Here is a 15,177-nt window from a genome sequence, read left to right on the forward strand (position 1 = left end):
CCGCGCCTCACTTCCGGTACAGCTCCTCGATCTCCGTCGCGAAGTCCCGTGCCACCACGTCCCGTTTGAGCTTCAGCGAGGGTGTGAGGTGGCCGCTCGCCTCGGTGAAGTCGACGGGCAGCACGGTGAATTTACGGATCGACTCGGCGCGCGAGACGGAGCCGTTGGCCTCGTTCACCGCGTGCTGGATCGTCTCCCGGAGCTCGGGGTCGTCGACGAGTTCGCGGAGCGGGACGCCCTGCTTCTTCTTCATCTGCCGCCAGTGCGCGAGCCCGTCCTCCTCCAGGGTGATCAGCGCGGTGATGAAGGAGCGGTTGTCACCGACGACCATGCACTGGCCGACCAGCGGGTGGGCGCGCAGCCAGTCCTCCAGCGGGGCCGGGATGACGTTCTTCCCGCCCGAGGTGATGATGATGTCCTTCTTGCGGCCGGTGATGGTGAGGTAGCCGTCGTCGTCGAGGGCGCCCAGGTCGCCGGTGGCGAACCAGCCGTCGCGCAGCACCGGTACGGACGTGCCGGTCTCCGCGTCCCAGTAGCCGTGGAAGACCTGGCCGCCCCGGAGCAGCACCTCGCCGTCGTCCGCGATCCGTACCGAGGTCCCGGGCAGCGGCCAGCCCACCGTGCCCAGGCGGGGTTTGAGGGGCGGGGTCACCGTGTGGGCGGCGGTGGTCTCGGTGAGGCCGTACCCCTCGAAGATCTCGATCCCGGCGCCCGCGTAGAACGAGGCGAGCCGGCCGCCCAGCGGGGAGCCGCCGCAGATGACGTACCGGACGTGTCCGCCGAGGGCCGCGCGGATGCGGCGGTAGACCAGCGGGTCGTAGAGCTTGCGGGCCATCTTCAGGGCGGTACCGGGGCCGGGGCCCGTGCCGTGTTCGGCGGCCTCGACGGCCTGCCCGTATCGCTGGGCGATGCGGGCCGCCCGGTCGAAGGAGGAGGCGCGGCCCATCTTCTCGGCGGTGGCGCGCCCGGTGTTGAAGACCTTCTCCAGGACGTACGGGATCGCCAGCAGGAACGACGGCTGGAACCCGGCCAGGTCCTCCAGCAGGTCCTCGGTGCGGATGGAGGGGGCGTGCCCGAGGCGGACCCGGGCGCGCAGGCAGCCGATCGCGACCATCCGGCCGAAGACATGGCTGAGCGGCAGGAACAGCAGGGTGGACGCGGGGTACTTGGAGACGGACTTGAAGACCGGGTGCAGCAGTTCGATGGCGTTGTCGACCTCGGCGAAGAAGTTGCCGTGGGTGAGGACGCACCCCTTGGGGCGGCCGGTGGTGCCGGAGGTGTAGATGAGGGTGGCGGCGGAGTCCGGGCTCAGCAGGGCGCGGCGTTCGTCCACCGCCGCGTCGGGCACGTGCCGGCCGGCCGTCATGAGCCGGCCGAGCGCCCCGGTGTCGAACTGCCACAGGTGGGCCAGGCCGTCGAGTTCGCGGCGCTCCTGGCTGACGATCCGCGCCTGCTCCTTCGTCTCGACCGCGCAGGCCCGCGCGCCGGAGTCCTGGAGGATCCACCGCACCTGGTACGCCGAGGACGTCGGGTAGATCGGAACGGTGACGAGCCCGGCGGCCCAGGCCGCGAAGTCGAGCAGCGTCCACTCGTACGTCGTACGGGCCATGATCGCGATCCGGGCGCCGGGCTGGAACCCCTCCGCGATCAGGCCCTTGGCGACGGCGCGTACCTCCTCGGCGAACGCGAGGGCGGTCACGTCCCGCCAGCTGCCGCCCTCGTCCTTGCGGCTGAGGACGGCGTCCGAGGGCGCCTCGCGTGCGTTGTCGAAGGGGATCTCGGCGAGCGAGCCGTGCCGTACCGGCGGCGCGAACGCGGGTACGGAGGCCTCCCGCACGCGGCCGTCCGCGCCGCGCAGGAGCAGCGGGGGGACCAGGACGGGCGGCGTGGCGGCGGACGCGGTGCCGTCGGCCGGGGATGCGGGCGGGGCGGGGGGCGTGGACACGTGCGGCTCCTCGGAGGGGGCGGTGGCGGTACGGGACAGCCTGTGGACGCTTCAGGGCCGTTCGAGGATCGCGGTCACCCCCAGACCACCGGCCGCGCAGATGGAGATCAGCCCGCGCCCCGGCCCCTCGCGCTCCGCGAGGAGCTTGGCGAGGGTGGCGACGATCCGGGCTCCCGTCGCGGCGAACGGGTGGCCGGTGGCGAGCGAGGAACCGGCCACGTTGAGCTTCTCCCGGTCGACGGCGCCGAGGCCCCGCTTCCGCCAGGCGGCGAGCGTGGCGAGCACCTGCGAGGCGAACGCCTCGTGCACCTCGAACAGGTCGAAGTCCTCGAAGGTCAGCCCCGCCCGTTCGAGCAGCCGGGGCACCGCGTACGCCGGGGCCATCAGCAGGCCGTCCTCGCCGTTCACGTAGTCCACGGCGGCGGTCTCGTACAGCGTGAGGTACGCCAGCGGCGTGAGGTCGCGCTCCCGCGCCCACTCCTCGCTCGCCAGCAGCACGGTGGCGGCTCCGTCGGTGAGCGGGGTGGAGTTCCCGGCGGTCATCGTCGCATCGGGGTGTGCGGCACCGAACACCGGCTTGAGAGTGGCGAGTTTCTCGACCGTGGAGCCCGGCCGCAGGTTCTGGTCCCGCTCCAGGCCGAGGTACGGGACGACGAGGTCGTCCAGGAACCCGCGGTCGTAGGCGGCGGCCAGCCGCTGGTGGCTGGTCGCGGCCAGCAGGTCCTGGTCCTCGCGCGGGACGCCCCAGCGGCGGGCGGTGATCGCGGCGTGCTCGCCCATCGAAAGCCCGGTGCGCGGCTCGGCGTTGCGCGGGATGTCGGGGACGAGGTGGCGGGGGCGGACGGCCGCGAGCGCCTTGAGCCGGGCGGCGTTGCCCTTGGCGCGGCGGGCGTTCAGCAGGATGCGGCGGAGTTCGTCGTTGACGCCGAGCGGCGCGTCGCTCGTGGTGTCGGCGCCGCCCGCGATGCCCGAGTCGATCGCCCCGAGGGTGATCTTGTTCGCGACGCCGATGACGGCCTGGAGGCCGGTCCCGCACGCCTGTTGGACGTCGTACGCGGGGGTGCGGGGGTCGAGGCGGGAGCCGAGCACCGTCTCGCGGGCCAGGTTGAAGTCGCGGCTGTGCTTGAGCACGGCACCGGCGGCGAACTCCCCCACCTGCTGCCCGGCCAGGCCGAACCGCTCGACGAGCCCGTCGAGCGCGGCGGTCAGCATCTGCTGGTTGGACGCCTCGGCGTAGGGACCGTCGGAGCGGGCGAAGGGGATGCGGCTGCCGCCGAGGACGGCGACCCTGCGCGGCTGCGGGAGCGGGATCATCGCGGCCCACCCGTCCCGGCCGCCGCGATCGTCCCGGCCGCCATGGCCGCCGTGACCCCCGCGATCGTCCCGGCCGCCGTGGCCCCCGCGATCGCTCCGAGCGGTGCTGTCGCCCCGGGCCGTGTCCGCGTGCGGTTCATCTCGACCAGCTCCTGACTCTTGAGTAACCTTACTCCGGAGTAAATCTACGACCGAGCAGGGAGTCTGGACAATGGCCGACCGCTATCTGCACCTGACCGGCACAGCCCCCGGCCGCTTCCTCACCCGCCGCCTGGGCCTCCCCCAGCCCACGCCGCTGCGCCGCTGGTCCCTGGAGACGCCCACGCTCGACGGGCCGTTGCTGCACCTCACGGCGGGCGAGGCGGCCGTACCGGGTGAGGTCGGCGAGGTCCTCGCCCGCCTCGGGCTGCCGGTGGTGGAGCAGGCGGACCGGCCCGCCGGAATCGTCGTGGACGCGACGGGCATCACCTCGGCGGCGGGGCTCGCCGCCCTCCACGCGGCCCTGCACCCCGTCGTCCGCTCGGTCGCCCGCAGCGGCCGGATCGTCGTCCTCGGTACGGCCCCGTCCCCCGAGGACCACCACCAGGCCGCCGCCCAGCAGGCGTTGGAGGGGTTCGTCCGCTCACTGGGCAAGGAGATCGGCCGGGGCGCCACCGCCCAGCTGGTACGGGTCGTGCCGGGCGCCGCCGCGTCCGCCGAGTCCACCCTGCGCTTCCTCCTCTCCCCCCGGTCCGCGTACGTCAGCGGCCAGGTCGTCGAGGTCTCCGGCGCGACGCCCGGCCCGGTCGCCGACTGGTTCGCCCCGCTGACCGGCCGCACCGCGCTGGTCACCGGCTCCGCCCGGGGCATCGGCGAGGCCGTCGCCTCCGTGCTGGCCCGCGACGGCGCCCGGGTGATCTGCCTCGACGTGCCCCAGGCCGAGGAGGAGCTCATCCGCACGGCGGACCGGCTCGGCGCCACCGCGCTGCCCCTGGACATCACCGCGCCGGACGCCGCCGAGCGGATCGCGGCGGCGGTCCCGGACGGGCTCGACATCCTCGTGCACAACGCGGGCATCACCCGCGACCGCCGGCTCGCCAACATGGCGGCCGACCGCTGGGCCTCCGTGATCGACGTCAACCTTGACTCGGTACTGCGGACCACGGACGCGCTCCTCAAGGCGGGCACCCTCAACCGGGGCGGCCGGATCGTCGCCACCGCCTCCATCGCGGGCATCGCCGGGAACAACGGGCAGACCAACTACGCGGCGAGCAAGGCCGGAATCATCGGCCTGGTCCGCTCGCTCGCCCCGCGCGCCGCCGCCGACCACGGGGTCACGGTCAACGCGGTCGCCCCCGGCTTCATCGAGACGAAGATGACCGCCGCCGTGCCGCTCTTCATCCGGGAGGCGGGCCGCCGCATGAACTCCCTTTCCCAGGGCGGACTTCCGGTGGACGTGGCCGAGACCACCGCATGGTTCGCGCAGCCCGCCTCCACGGCCGTCAACGGCCAGGTGGTACGCGTCTGCGGCCAGAGCCTGTTGGGGGCGTGAGCCGGTGCCCGGCCTCGGACTCTCCCTCCTGTACGGCGCGTTGACCTCGCCACTGAAACGCCCCGGTCGCCCCGGAGCCGTACTCCCGGCCACCCGCGTCACCGGCCCCGCGGCCCCCGCACCGGCCGAACTCCTCGCCCGCTACCGCCGGATCTGCCACTTCCCCGCCACCGGCCCGCTCCCCCCGACCTACCCGCACGTCCTGGCGTTCCCGCTCGCCATGCGGCTGATGACGGCACGGGCGTTCCCGCTGCCCGTGCTCGGGCTCGTCCACACCTGGATCGAGATCACCTCCCACCGCCCCGTACAGCCCGCGGAGCCCCTCCGACTGACTGTTTACGCGGCAGCGTTGACCCCGCACCGCCGGGGCACCGAGGCGACCGTGGTGACGGAGGCCCGGGTGGGCGACGAGCTGGTGTGGGAGTCCCGCAGCGGGTACCTCGCCCGCCACTCCGCACGGACCGCCCCCGCCGCGCCCGCAGCGCCCGCCCTCCCCGGCCTGCCCCCCGTCCCCGACCTGCCCGCCGTCGCCGAGTGGCGGCTCACCGGCGACCTGGGACGGCGGTACGGTGCCGCCTCGGGCGACCGCAACCCGATCCACCTCCACCCGCTCACCGCCCGCCTGTTCGGCTTCCCCCGGGCCATCGCCCACGGCATGTGGACCGTCGCCCGCTGCCTCGCCGAGGTGGAGGGCGCCGACCACATCCGTACCGTACGGGCGGAGTTCCGGGCCCCGGTGCTCCTGCCGGGCACGGTGACGTACGCGGCGGACGGCTCCGGTACGAGGTTCCAGCTGCGCGGCGGCCCGGACGGCGCGCGGCTCCACCTCACCGGCACGGTGACCCGGGACCTGTGAGCCCGTACGGTACGACCGGTACGACCCCTGGACCGACATCGGGAGGAACCATGGAATCCGCCGAACGCTTCCGCGCCGCCGTGGAGAAGGGTGAACTCACCGGAATCGATTCCCTGTTCACCGACGACGTCCGCCTCTACAGCCCGGTGAAGTTCACCCCCTTCGACGGGAAGCCCCAGGTGCTGGGGCTCCTCGGGGTACTGCTCCAGGTCTTCGAGGACTTCCACTACGTCGGCCAGTACGAGGGCACCGCCGAGACCAGCGCCGACGGCCAGGAGGCCCCCTCGGAGATCCTGGTCTTCCGCGCCACGGTGAACGGCGCCCAGATCCACGGCATCGACCTGCTGCACTTCGACGAGGCCGGGCTGATCAAGGAGTTCACCGTGATGGTGCGCCCCCAGTCCGCCGTGGTGGCGTTGGGCAAGGCGGTCTACGCGGCCCTGGTCGCCGCCGGGCTGGCGCCCGAGAACCCCTGAGGGGCCGCCGCGCATCGGCCCCGCACCGGCCGGGGCCACCGGATCAGACGGGCGGCTGCCAGGGCCGCCCGTTCATGAGGTTCTCCAGGCCCGCCCAGGAGAAGTTCATCAGCGTCGCCGCCGCCTCCCGGGCCGAGACGCCCGGGGTCTCGTTGGCCCACCCCGCCAGCGCCTCGGCGGCGCCCACCAGGGCCTGCGCGAGCCCGACCACGTCCCGGTCGGGCAGCGCGGGGTCGTGGTGGGCCTCCCGGGCGGCGGCGCCGATGAGACCGGTCACGAACGCGACGATCTCGTCCCGCATGGTGGTGATCTCCGAGGCGAACGGCTCCCCGTGCGTCCGCGCCTGGCGGTGCAGCACCGCCCAGCCGTCCGGGTTCTCAGCGGTGTGCAGGAAGAACGCGCGCAGCCCTTCCCAGAGCTGCCGGTCGGCGGGCAGCCCCGGCTCGACCCCCGCCCGGACCGCGTCCACCAGCGCCTTCGCCTCGCGGCGGATGCACGCGGTGAAGAGCTCCTCCTTGGAGTTCAGGTACAGGTAGACCAGCGGCTTCGACACGCCCGCGAGCTCCGCGATCTCGTCCATCGAGGCCGCCCGGTAGCCGCGCTGCCCGAAGATCTGCACCGCCGCGTCCATCATCTGCTGCTCACGCACGGCGCGTGGCATCCGCTTGCTCTTCACCGCATCCATGTCGGACTTCCTTCCGCCCCCGCTGCCTTACTCCCGAGTAAGGGTACGGGGAGCGGGGACGGCACCGTCGGCGCGACAACGCCCCGGGGGCGCCCAGGTCCCGAAGGACCCGGGCGCCCCCGGGGCGCGTGGTGCGTGGTGCGAGGTGCGATCAGGCGGCGACGGGGACCCGTACGGGCTCCTCGTCGGCGACCTCGATCTCGTCCACCGGCGAGGCCGAGGCGGAGTTGTACTTGCCGAGGTCGAGGATCTTCTCGCGGGCCGAGACGATCACCGGGACCAGCGCCTGGCCGGCCACGTTGGTGGCGGTGCGCATCATGTCCAGGATCGGGTCGATCGCCATGAGCAGGCCGACGCCCTCCAGCGGGAGGCCCAGCGTCGAGAGGGTCAGCGTCAGCATGACCGTCGCGCCGGTGAGACCGGCGGTCGCGGCGGAGCCGATGACCGAGACGAACGCGATCAGGATGTAGTCACCGACGCCGAGCTGCACGTCGAAGATCTGCGCGATGAAGATCGCGGCCAGCGACGGGTAGATCGCGGCGCAGCCGTCCATCTTGGTCGTGGCGCCGAACGGGACGGCGAAGGAGGCGTACTCCTTCGGGACGCCGAGGCGCTCGGTGACCTTCTGGGTGACGGGCATGGTGCCCACCGAGGAGCGGGAGACGAACGCCAGCTGGATCGCGGGCCAGGCGCCCTTGAAGAACTGGATCGGGCTGACCTTCGCGACGGTGGCGAGGAGCAGCGGGTAGACGCCGAAGAGCACCAGGGCGCAGCCGACGTAGACGTCGGCGGTGAAGGTGGCGTACTTGCCGATGAGGTCCCAGCCGTAGTCGGCGATGGCGTAGCCGATGAGGCCGACGGTGCCGAGCGGGGCGAGGCGGATGACCCACCACAGGGCCTTCTGGAGCAGCTCCAGGATCGACTCGCTGAGGGTCAGGATCGGCTGGGCCTTCTCGCCGAGCTTCAGGGCGGCGATGCCGGCGACGGCGGCCATGAAGACGATCTGGAGGACGTTCAGCTCGGTGAACGGCGTGATCACGTCGGTCGGGACGATGCCGGTGAGGAAGTCCAGCCAGGAGCCGGCGTGCTCGGGCTTGAGGCCGTCCTTCGGCGTGAGGCCGGTGCCGGAGCCCGGGTTGGTGATCAGGCCGATGGCGAGGCCGATGGCCACCGCGATCAGCGAGGTGATCATGAACCAGAGCAGGGTGCGGGTGGCGAGCCGGGCCGCGTTGTTGACCTTGCGGAGGTTGGTGATCGACACCAGGATCGCGAAGAAGACGAGCGGCGCGACGGCCAGCTTCAGCAGCTGGACGAAGATATGGCCGACCTTGTCGAGCGTGGTGTAGAGCCACGCGACGTCGTACGAGCGGGTGATCCAGCCGAGGACGACACCGAGGACCAGACCGGCGACGATCTGGGCCCAGAACGGCACCTTCGGTATACGGAAACCGGAGCTCTTGGGCTCGGCGGTCTCCGCGGTGGACGCGGGGTTCGCGGACACGGACACACTCCAGACAGGACGCGGCGTACGCGTGGGAAGGCACGCGTACGCGAGAAGGGGAAGGGGACGGGGGCGGCGTCCTCGCCGGGAGGCGGCGCCGCTGCATGCTGCCGGGTCAGAGGCGACAACAGGCCGCGGTCGTGCAGCGGCAGAGATCGACGTGCAGGCGCGCCACGAGCGGGACGCCCGGGGCGTAGCGGATTCGCACTGCTGTCTTCATGTCGTTCACGTTAACACCGCGACTTTGAGGGCCTCAAAGTCTTTCTATGGGCATGCGTCCGGCCGGGCGCGCCGGATAAGCGGCGGATAAAAACGTCAAAGACCCCGGTTCCGGAGCGACTTGCTCCGGGCCGGGGTCCGAGGTGCGGTGCGCCCCCAGGGGCGCGGATGTGACGAAGGTTACGTGCCGGGTTCCTCGGCGACGAGAACCGGGTCCTACTGGACGGCGTCCTCGCGCGCGCGGTTCGCCTCCAGGCGGGCCTTGGCGCGGTCCACCTTCTGGACGACCTGGACGGACATCTCGTCACGCTGCTTGCGCAGCAGGACGTAGCTCAGCGGGGCGGACAGCACCAGCCCGAGCAGGACGACCCAGACGACGTTGGAGCCGCCGACGCCGGAGGGGATCACACCGAAGTGGACGGCCACTCCGGAGACGAAGAAACAGGCGACGAAAATCAGCAGGCGCAGCGCGGAGTACCGGATCATTGCGCTCGGCTTGGCAGCGGACACGGCTGACCTCTCTCTACGTACGACGGTGATGCGAACCTGCCCGACCAGTGAAGCATGCCCCGAAATCGTTCGGTTCACGGGGTTGCCACGGCCCCCCGCACGCCCCGTACGCCCCCGCCTGAACTGCGGGAACGCGCCGGGCCCGCACCCCGGACGGCCCCGGGCCGCCCCGCGGCGGGAATCAGCCGAGCGGGAGCAGCATGGTGATGTCGTCCCGGTCGTCGCCCTCGGCGACCCGGATCGCCCCCGGCACCCGGCCCACTTCCTTGTAGCCGCAGCTTTCGTAGAAGCGGTCCACGCCGGTGCCGCCCCGGCAGGTGAGCCGGATGTACTCCATACCGTCGATGGTGCGCGCCGCGTCGGCCGCCGCCGCCATGAGGTCGCGCCCGTATCCCTTGCCCTGGTGGGAGGGGTGGACCATCACCGTGTAGAGCCAGAGCCAGTGCCGCATCAGCCGGTGGGTGTTGAGGGTGAGGAAGACGGTCGCCGCGACCGTGCCGTCCTCGTCCCGTCCGACGAGCAGCCTGGTGCGTCCCTCGGCGATCGCGGTGAGGTGCTTGAGCAGCTCGGGGCGGACGTCCTCGGTGGTGACCGGCGGGACGAAGCCGACCGCGCCGCCCGCGTTGGAGACATCGGTCCAGAGCGCGAGGACGCCGTCGCGCAGCTCGGGACCGAAGTCGGGGTCCAGGGTGAAGGTAAGAGGCATGGGCCAAGGTTAGCCATTACGACCCGACGGCCTCAACCAGCTTTCCGGCATGCGGGACGGGTCGGCGGGAGGGGGCCGGGACGGGTCGGGGAGAGGGCCGGTGCGGGCCGGAAACGCCGAGGGGCCCCGGGCGCAAGTGGCGTACCTGCGACCGGGGCCCCTCGTCGAACACGTGGTGTCAGACCCGCATCGCCTGCGGCGTCTCGCGCCGGTCGGCGTCCGGGCCCGGGTACTCGCGGATGATCTCGTACCGGGTGTTGCGCTCGACGGGCTGGAAGCCCGCGTCCCGGATGAGCTCCAGCAGATCGTCACGGCCGAGCTTGTTCGGCGTGCCGTAGTTGTCGGCGTCGTGCGTGATCTTGTACTCGACGACCGAGCCGTCCATGTCGTCCGCGCCGTGCTGGAGCGCCAGCTGGGCGGTCTGCACGCCGTGCATCACCCAGAACACCTTGACGTGCGGCACGTTGTCGAACAGCAGCCGGGAGACGGCGAAGGTCTTCAGCGCCTCGGCGCCGGTGGCCATCGTGGTCCGCGCCTGGAGCTTGTTGCGGATCTTGCCGTCCTTCATGTCCACGAAGTCGTGCTGGTAGCGCAGCGGGATGAAGACCTGGAAGCCGCCGGTCTCGTCCTGCATCTCGCGCAGCCGCAGCACGTGGTCGACGCGGTGACGGGGCTCCTCGATGTGCCCGTACAGCATCGTCGCCGGGGTCTTGAGACCCTTCTCGTGCGCGAGGCGGTGGATGCGCGACCAGTCTTCCCAGTGGGTGTTGTGGTCGACGATGTGCTGGCGGACCTCCCAGTCGAAGATCTCCGCGCCGCCGCCGGTCAGCGACTCCAGACCGGCTTCGATCAGCTCGTCGAGGATCTCGGAGGCGCTGAGGCCGGAGATCGTCTCGAAGTGGTGGATCTCCGTCGCCGTGAACGCCTTCAGCGCCACGTTCGGCAGCGCCTCCTTGAGGGCGCTGAGCGAGCGCGGGTAGTACCGCCACGGCAGGGTGGGGTGGAGCCCGTTGACGATGTGCAGCTCGGTGAGGTTGTCGTTCTCCATCGCCTTGGCGAGGCGGACGGCCTCCTCGATGCGCATCGTGTACGCGTCCTTCTCGCCCGGCTTGCGCTGGAACGAGCAGTACGCGCACGAGGCGGTGCACACGTTCGTCATGTTGAGGTGCCGGTTGACGTTGAAGTGCACGACGTCACCGTTCTTACGGGTGCGCACCTCGTGGGCCAGACCGCCGAGCCAGGCCAGGTCGTCGGACTCGTAGAGCGCGATCCCGTCCTCGCGGCTCAGCCGCTCGCCGGCCCGGACCTTCTCCTCCAGCTCGCGCTTGAGTCCCGCGTCCACCAGACGCCTCCCATTTCTCTGCGTAACGACCTCGAACCGACCCCACGGTACGCCTAGCGCTCTTCGGGGAGCTCTCCGACCCGGTTCTCCCACTTCGTGGAGAGCACGATCGTCGTCCGGGTGCGGGAGACGCCCTTCGTTCCGCTCAGCCGGCGGATCGTCTTCTCCAGGCCGTCCACGTCACCGACGCGCACCTTGAGCATGTAGGAGTCGTCGCCCGCGATGAACCAGGCGTCCTCGATCTCCTCCAGGTCGCGCAGCCGGCGCGCCACGTCCTCGTGGTCGGCCGCGTCGGAGAGCGAGATGCCGATCAGTGCGGTGACGCCGAGGCCGAGGGCCGCCGCGTTGACGGTGGCGCGGTAGCCGGTGATGACTCCGGCCGACTCCAGCCGGTTGATCCGGTCGGTGACGCTGGGGCCGGAGAGGCCGACGAGCCGGCCCAGTTCCGCGTACGACGCCCTGCCGTTCTCCCGGAGGGCCTGGATGAGCTGCCTGTCCACCGCGTCCATATGACAGAACCTTCCATTATTCAGCAGTATCGCAAGTCTGGGTATAGAATTTAAGGCCAACAGGGCTTCCACCCTGCAAATCTTCCAGAAGATTCAAGAAACGCTGTCGAACCCTGCTTCGAAGCGACCCTTTCGAACCCTCAGGAGTGAACACCGTGCTTTCGTTCGAGGTGGCCTCGATCGAGATGGCCTACGCCCGCATGCGCGAGCTGCAGGACCTGGCCAACCGCTCGCGCGCCGACCAGCCGGCGCCCGCACGGCGTGTCGCGAAGAGCCGCGCCCCGCGCCACAAGAAGCGCTGACCGGACCGGCCCGCCCTCAGGCGGTACGTGAGCCGCCACCGAGCTCCCCCTCCCACCGGCGGTACAGACCGTGCGGCACCCCCGCCGCGTCCAGCACCCGCCCCGCGACGAAGTCCACCAGATCCTGGATGTGCGTGGCGCCCGCGTAGAACGCCGGGGAGGCGGGCAGCACCACGGCCCCCGCCTCGTCCAGGGCCACCATCTGCTTCAGCGTCGCGCCGCTCAGGGGTGTTTCCCGTACGGCGACGACGAGGGTGCGCCGCTCCTTGAGCGTGACGCTCGCGGCCCGCTGGAGCAGGTCCTTCGACAGCCCGAGCGCGACCCCGGCCACGCAGGCCGTCGAAGCCGGGACGATCAGCATCCCCTTCGCCGGGTACGACCCCGAGGACGGCCCCGCCGCGAGATCACCGGCGGGCCAGTGGCGCACCCCGGAGAGGTCCGGGGCGAAGGTGTCCGGCTTGCCGTCCGCCCCCCGCGCCAGCCAGCTCGCGAGGTCGTCCCGCCAGTGCGCGTCGCGGAAGGCGATCCCCGTCTCGTCCAGCAGCGTGAGCCGCGAGGCGCGGCTCACCACCAGGTCCACGTCCTCACCGGCAGCGAGCAGCCCACGCACCACCGAAGCGGCGAACGGGGTCCCCGAGGCGCCCGACACCCCGACAATCCAAGGCCGACGCGGCTGCTGACTCACTGAAGTCGTGGATTCCACACGCCGAGGGTAGCTGCCCCCCGCGCACCGGCCGAACCCGGAACCGGCTGGAGGCGCGGGGGCGTTGCCCGCGTCCGGGGTTCGCGGCCCCACCGCCCCGTACGGCGCCACGGCCGGCACGACGCTAGGGCCGTCACGACGCTACGGCCGTCACGGCGTGAGGCCGCGCACCACCAGGTCGAGCAGGGTGCAGGCGAAGAGCGCCATGCCGATGAACCCGTTGACCGAGAAGAAGGCCCGGTTGAGGCGGGACAGGTCGTGCGGGCGGACCACCCGGTGCTCGTACACGAAGGCCACGGCGACGATCACCATGCCGATCCAGTAGAAGAGCTCCGCGTCGGTGGCGAGGCCGAACCAGACGAGCAGCCCGGTCGTGATCGCGTGGCAGACCCGGGCGCCCCAGAGCGCGGCCGGGATGCCGAAGCGGGCGGGCACCGAGAGCACACCGTGCGCGCGGTCGGCGCGGACGTCCTGGCAGGCGAAGATCAGGTCGAAGCCGCCGATCCAGATGCCGACGGCGAGCCCGAGGATGACCGCGTCCCACGACCAGCTGCCGGTCACCGCGAGCCAGGCGCCGATCGGGCCCATGGCCTGCGCGATGCCGAGGATGGCGTGCGGGAAGTTCGTGAACCGCTTGCCGTACGGGTAGACCACCATCGGCACGACCGCGATCGGCGCGAGCGCGAGGCAGAGCGGGTTCAGGAGCGCCGCGGCGCCGAGGAAGAAGACCAGCGCGACCACGGCGCCCGTCCACGCCGAGCGCACGGAGACGGCACCGGTGACGATCTCGCGGGTCGCGGTGCGCGGATTGCGCGCGTCGATCTCCCGGTCGATGATCCGGTTCGCGGCCATCGCGAAGGTCCGCAGGCCGACCATCGCCACCGTGACGAGCAGCAGCTCGACCCAGTGGATCGACTCGCTGACCTGGAACATCGCGATCAGCGCGGCGATGTACGCGAAGGGCAGCGCGAACACCGAGTGCTCGATCATCACCAGCCGCAGGAACGCCTTCACCTTGCTACTGGGCTGCGCCGGGCCGTGGCCCAGCGCTGCTTCTGCGGCAGTCACAGTCCGTATTCCTTCCAGCGGCGGTCGACCTTCGCCGCCGTCTCCGGGTCGGACTCGACCATCTCCGGCCAGCCTCCGTCCCGCGTGTACCCCTCCTCGGGCCACTTCCTCGTCGCGTCGATGCCCGCCTTGCCACCCCAGAACTGCTGGTAGGAGGCGTGGTCGAGGTGATCGACCGGCCCCTCGGTGACGGTCAGGTCCCGGGCGTAGTCGGTGTTGCCGAGCGCCCGCCAGGCCACCTCGTGCAGATCGTGGACGTCACAGTCGGAGTCCACGACGACGATCAGCTTGGTCAGCGCCATCATGTGGGCGCCCCAGATGGCACTCATCACCTTCTGGGCGTGCTTGGGGTACTTCTTGTCGATCGAAACGATCGCACAGTTGTGGAAGCCGCCGGCCTCGGGGAGGTGGTAGTCCACGATGTCCGGGACGATGATCTTCAGCAGCGGCAGGAAGAACCGTTCGGTGGCGCGGCCCAGCGGCCCGTCCTCGGTGGGCGGCCTGCCGACCACGATCGACTGGAGCAGCGGACGCTTGCGCATGGTCACGCAGTCGATGGTCAGCGCGGGGAACGGTTCCTGCGGGGTGTAGAACCCGGTGTGGTCGCCGAAGGGCCCCTCGGGGAGCATCTTGCCCGGCTCCAGCCAGCCCTCGATGACGACCTCGGCGTTGGCCGGGACCTGGAGCGGCACGGTCTTGCAGTCGACCATCTCGATCCGCTTGCCCTGGACGAACCCGGCGAAGAGGTACTCGTCGATGTCCCCGGGCAGCGGTGCGGTGGACGCGTACGTCACGGCGGGCGGCGCCCCGAAGGCGATGGCCACCGGCAGCCGCTCGCCGCGCTTGGCGGCGACCTGGTAGTGGTTGCGGCTGTCCTTGTGGATCTGCCAGTGCATGCCGATGGTGCGGCGGTCGTGGCGCTGGAGCCGGTAGAGCCCGAGGTTGCGGACGCCGGTCTCGGGGTGCTTGGTGTGGGTCAGCCCCAGGTTGAAGAAGGAGCCGCCGTCCTCGGGCCAGGTGAAGAGCGCGGGCAGCTGGTCCAGGTCCACGTCGTCGCCGGTGAGGACGACCTCCTGGACGGGGGCGCTCTCCCCCTTCACCTTCTTCGGCGGTACGTGGATCATCGAGCCGAGCTTCCCGAACGCCTCGCGCACACCGATGAACCCGTGCGGCAGCTCCGGCTTCAGCAGCCCGCCGATCTTGTCGCTGATGTCCGAGTACGCCTTCAGCCCGAGCGCCTTCAGCAGCCGCCGGTCGGTGCCGTACACGTTCATGGCCAGGGGCATCGAGGACCCCTTGACGTTCTCGAAGAGCAGCGCGGGCCCGCCGGCCTTGTTCACGCGGTCGACGATCTCGCCGACTTCGAGGTACGGATCGACCTCGGCCTTGATGCGCTTGAGATCGCCCTCACGTTCCAAGGCCCGGAGCAGGGAGCGAAGATCGTCGTAAGCCATGCCCACCAGTTTGTCATCCTCCCCGCACTCCCCCTCGGGCGCTCCCCCGCCGCCGC

Annotated in this window: 15 protein-coding genes; 4 read left to right on the top strand and 11 right to left on the bottom strand. The window is 71.3% G+C overall.

What is annotated here, in order from left to right:
- Positions 1–7: 7 nt before the first annotated feature.
- Positions 8–1,945 carry an AMP-dependent synthetase/ligase gene (locus ACWCWD_RS12050; RefSeq protein WP_450772223.1) on the bottom strand — a complete coding sequence of 646 codons (1,938 nt, stop codon included), beginning with the start codon at positions 1,943–1,945 and terminating at the stop codon, positions 8–10.
- A 51-nt stretch (positions 1,946–1,996) separates the two neighbouring features.
- Positions 1,997–3,259: an acetyl-CoA C-acetyltransferase gene (locus ACWCWD_RS12055; RefSeq protein WP_450772225.1), complete on the bottom strand. Its 1,263-nt coding sequence runs from the start codon at positions 3,257–3,259 to the stop codon at positions 1,997–1,999.
- Positions 3,260–3,470: 211 nt separating this feature from the next.
- Between ACWCWD_RS12055 and ACWCWD_RS12060 the strand changes: the two genes are divergently transcribed.
- From ACWCWD_RS12060 to ACWCWD_RS12070, 3 genes are read left to right on the top strand one after another with little or no spacing between them, the layout of a single operon-like run.
- Positions 3,471–4,790 carry a 3-oxoacyl-ACP reductase gene (locus ACWCWD_RS12060; RefSeq protein WP_450772226.1) on the top strand — a complete coding sequence of 440 codons (1,320 nt, stop codon included), beginning with the start codon at positions 3,471–3,473 and terminating at the stop codon, positions 4,788–4,790.
- A gap of 4 nt (positions 4,791–4,794) precedes the next feature.
- A complete protein-coding gene (locus tag ACWCWD_RS12065; protein ID WP_450772227.1) occupies positions 4,795–5,646 on the top strand; it encodes a MaoC family dehydratase in 852 nt (283 codons plus the stop codon).
- 50 nt (positions 5,647–5,696) lie between these two features.
- A complete protein-coding gene (locus ACWCWD_RS12070) occupies positions 5,697–6,122 on the top strand; it encodes a nuclear transport factor 2 family protein (RefSeq protein WP_450772229.1) in 426 nt (141 codons plus the stop codon).
- A 43-nt stretch (positions 6,123–6,165) separates the two neighbouring features.
- On the opposite strand, the gene ACWCWD_RS12075 is transcribed toward ACWCWD_RS12070, so the two are convergent.
- The 6 genes from ACWCWD_RS12075 to ACWCWD_RS12100 all read right to left on the bottom strand — a co-directional run bounded on the left by ACWCWD_RS12075 (position 6,166) and on the right by ACWCWD_RS12100 (position 11,594).
- Positions 6,166–6,807, bottom strand: coding sequence for a TetR/AcrR family transcriptional regulator (locus ACWCWD_RS12075; protein WP_450772231.1), 642 nt, complete (start codon positions 6,805–6,807; stop codon positions 6,166–6,168).
- Positions 6,808–6,958: 151 nt separating this feature from the next.
- A complete protein-coding gene (locus ACWCWD_RS12080; protein WP_450772232.1) occupies positions 6,959–8,308 on the bottom strand; it encodes a dicarboxylate/amino acid:cation symporter in 1,350 nt (449 codons plus the stop codon).
- Positions 8,309–8,743: 435 nt separating this feature from the next.
- Positions 8,744–9,037 carry a DUF4229 domain-containing protein gene (locus ACWCWD_RS12085; RefSeq protein WP_450772233.1) on the bottom strand — a complete coding sequence of 98 codons (294 nt, stop codon included), beginning with the start codon at positions 9,035–9,037 and terminating at the stop codon, positions 8,744–8,746.
- A gap of 181 nt (positions 9,038–9,218) precedes the next feature.
- Positions 9,219–9,743, bottom strand: a complete 525-nt coding sequence (locus tag ACWCWD_RS12090; protein ID WP_450772234.1) for an N-acetyltransferase family protein — start codon at positions 9,741–9,743, stop codon at positions 9,219–9,221.
- A 178-nt stretch (positions 9,744–9,921) separates the two neighbouring features.
- The gene (gene mqnE, locus ACWCWD_RS12095; protein WP_386890109.1) at positions 9,922–11,085 is read right to left on the bottom strand and encodes an aminofutalosine synthase MqnE; all 1,164 of its coding nucleotides are present in this window, start codon (positions 11,083–11,085) and stop codon (positions 9,922–9,924) included.
- Positions 11,086–11,138: 53 nt separating this feature from the next.
- A complete protein-coding gene (locus ACWCWD_RS12100; protein WP_266707593.1) occupies positions 11,139–11,594 on the bottom strand; it encodes an Lrp/AsnC family transcriptional regulator in 456 nt (151 codons plus the stop codon).
- 155 nt (positions 11,595–11,749) lie between these two features.
- Between ACWCWD_RS12100 and ACWCWD_RS12105 the strand changes: the two genes are divergently transcribed.
- Positions 11,750–11,896 (top strand): hypothetical protein, encoded by a 147-nt coding sequence (locus ACWCWD_RS12105; RefSeq protein WP_450772361.1) that lies wholly within the window; start codon positions 11,750–11,752, stop codon positions 11,894–11,896.
- A 16-nt stretch (positions 11,897–11,912) separates the two neighbouring features.
- On the opposite strand, the gene ACWCWD_RS12110 is transcribed toward ACWCWD_RS12105, so the two are convergent.
- From ACWCWD_RS12110 to ACWCWD_RS12120, 3 genes are all read right to left on the bottom strand, one after another.
- Entirely contained in the window at positions 11,913–12,581 is a 669-nt protein-coding gene (locus ACWCWD_RS12110; protein WP_390965392.1) for a UbiX family flavin prenyltransferase, read from the bottom strand.
- Positions 12,582–12,749: 168 nt separating this feature from the next.
- Positions 12,750–13,667 carry a menaquinone biosynthesis prenyltransferase MqnP gene (gene mqnP, locus ACWCWD_RS12115; protein ID WP_450772237.1) on the bottom strand — a complete coding sequence of 306 codons (918 nt, stop codon included), beginning with the start codon at positions 13,665–13,667 and terminating at the stop codon, positions 12,750–12,752.
- Positions 13,664–15,121, bottom strand: coding sequence for a menaquinone biosynthesis decarboxylase (locus ACWCWD_RS12120; RefSeq protein WP_450772239.1), 1,458 nt, complete (start codon positions 15,119–15,121; stop codon positions 13,664–13,666). The genes mqnP and ACWCWD_RS12120 overlap by 4 nt, the downstream gene beginning before the upstream one ends.
- Positions 15,122–15,177: the final 56 nt, after the last annotated feature.

The organism is Streptomyces sp. NPDC001493 (assembly GCF_053597235.1).

Coding starts and splice junctions, on each gene's coding strand:
- ACWCWD_RS12055 (WP_450772225.1), bottom strand. CDS start 3,259: ATGATCCCGCTCCCGCAGCCGCGCAGGGTCGCCGTCCTCGGCGGCAGC.
- ACWCWD_RS12060 (WP_450772226.1), top strand. CDS start 3,471: ATGGCCGACCGCTATCTGCACCTGACCGGCACAGCCCCCGGCCGCTTC.
- ACWCWD_RS12070 (WP_450772229.1), top strand. CDS start 5,697: ATGGAATCCGCCGAACGCTTCCGCGCCGCCGTGGAGAAGGGTGAACTC.
- ACWCWD_RS12075 (WP_450772231.1), bottom strand. CDS start 6,807: ATGGATGCGGTGAAGAGCAAGCGGATGCCACGCGCCGTGCGTGAGCAG.
- ACWCWD_RS12090 (WP_450772234.1), bottom strand. CDS start 9,743: ATGCCTCTTACCTTCACCCTGGACCCCGACTTCGGTCCCGAGCTGCGC.
- ACWCWD_RS12100 (WP_266707593.1), bottom strand. CDS start 11,594: ATGGACGCGGTGGACAGGCAGCTCATCCAGGCCCTCCGGGAGAACGGC.
- ACWCWD_RS12120 (WP_450772239.1), bottom strand. CDS start 15,121: ATGGCTTACGACGATCTTCGCTCCCTGCTCCGGGCCTTGGAACGTGAG.